At 67.7% G+C, this 725-nt stretch carries 1 protein-coding gene; it reads right to left on the bottom strand.

Features of this window, described 5'->3' with window-relative positions:
* Positions 1–52: 52 nt before the first annotated feature.
* Positions 53–613, bottom strand: coding sequence for an LPXTG cell wall anchor domain-containing protein (locus tag AC1DVT_RS20505; protein ID WP_477391269.1), 561 nt, complete (start codon positions 611–613; stop codon positions 53–55).
* Between the last annotated feature and the right edge of the window lie 112 nt (positions 614–725).

Here is a 725-nt window from a genome sequence, read left to right as displayed (position 1 = left end):
AGGGAGCCCCCGGCCAACCGGCCAGGAGCTCCCTTCATGCTGTTGCTGCGGATCAGATGCCGGCAGACTGCTTGCGGTTGCGGCGAACCGTGGTCGCGACGGCAAGGGTGCCACCGACCAGGATCAGCGCGCCGCCGCCGACCCAKAGGCCGAGGAGCGAGTTGCTGTCGATACCGGTCGCGGGCAGGCTGCCGCCGCCGGAGGTGGTCGGCGGGACGACGGTCACCGAAGCGGTGCCTCCCGCGGATCCTTCAGAGACTGCAGTGATGTTGTACACGCCCGAAGCGGTGCTGGGGAACGTGATCGGCGTAGCCGCGAGGGCACCGGTGGAGGTCGCCGTCGCCGAACCGCTCGCGGTGGTGGCGAACTTCACGAAGCCGACGTCGGAGCTGGTGGCGCCTTCGACGGTGATCGTGATGGTCTCGCCCGGTACGAACGTCTCGTCCTCGCAGGTGAGCGTGGTGGTCGCTCCGGGGGCGAGAGTGGTCGGCGTGGCACTGCAGGCGAGTGCGTCCGGGTAGATGGTTGCTGCTGAGGCTGCGGTGGGCAGCGCGATGGCCGAGGCCGCAACGAGAGCTGCGACCGCGATGGATTTACGGATCGAGTGCTTCATGGTGGTCGTTCGCTTTCGTGCAAGGCCGTTAGGCGCCGAGTGGTGCAAGGGGGAGGAACGGTGATGCGATGGAACGTGGTGCGCGAGAGCTGTGGTTCGGATGGAACGGAAG

Source organism: Microbacterium sp. P2_F9 (genome assembly GCF_056403635.1).
Note: the sequence above shows the minus strand (reverse complement) of the source record. Positions and strands in the feature narration are given on the sequence as shown.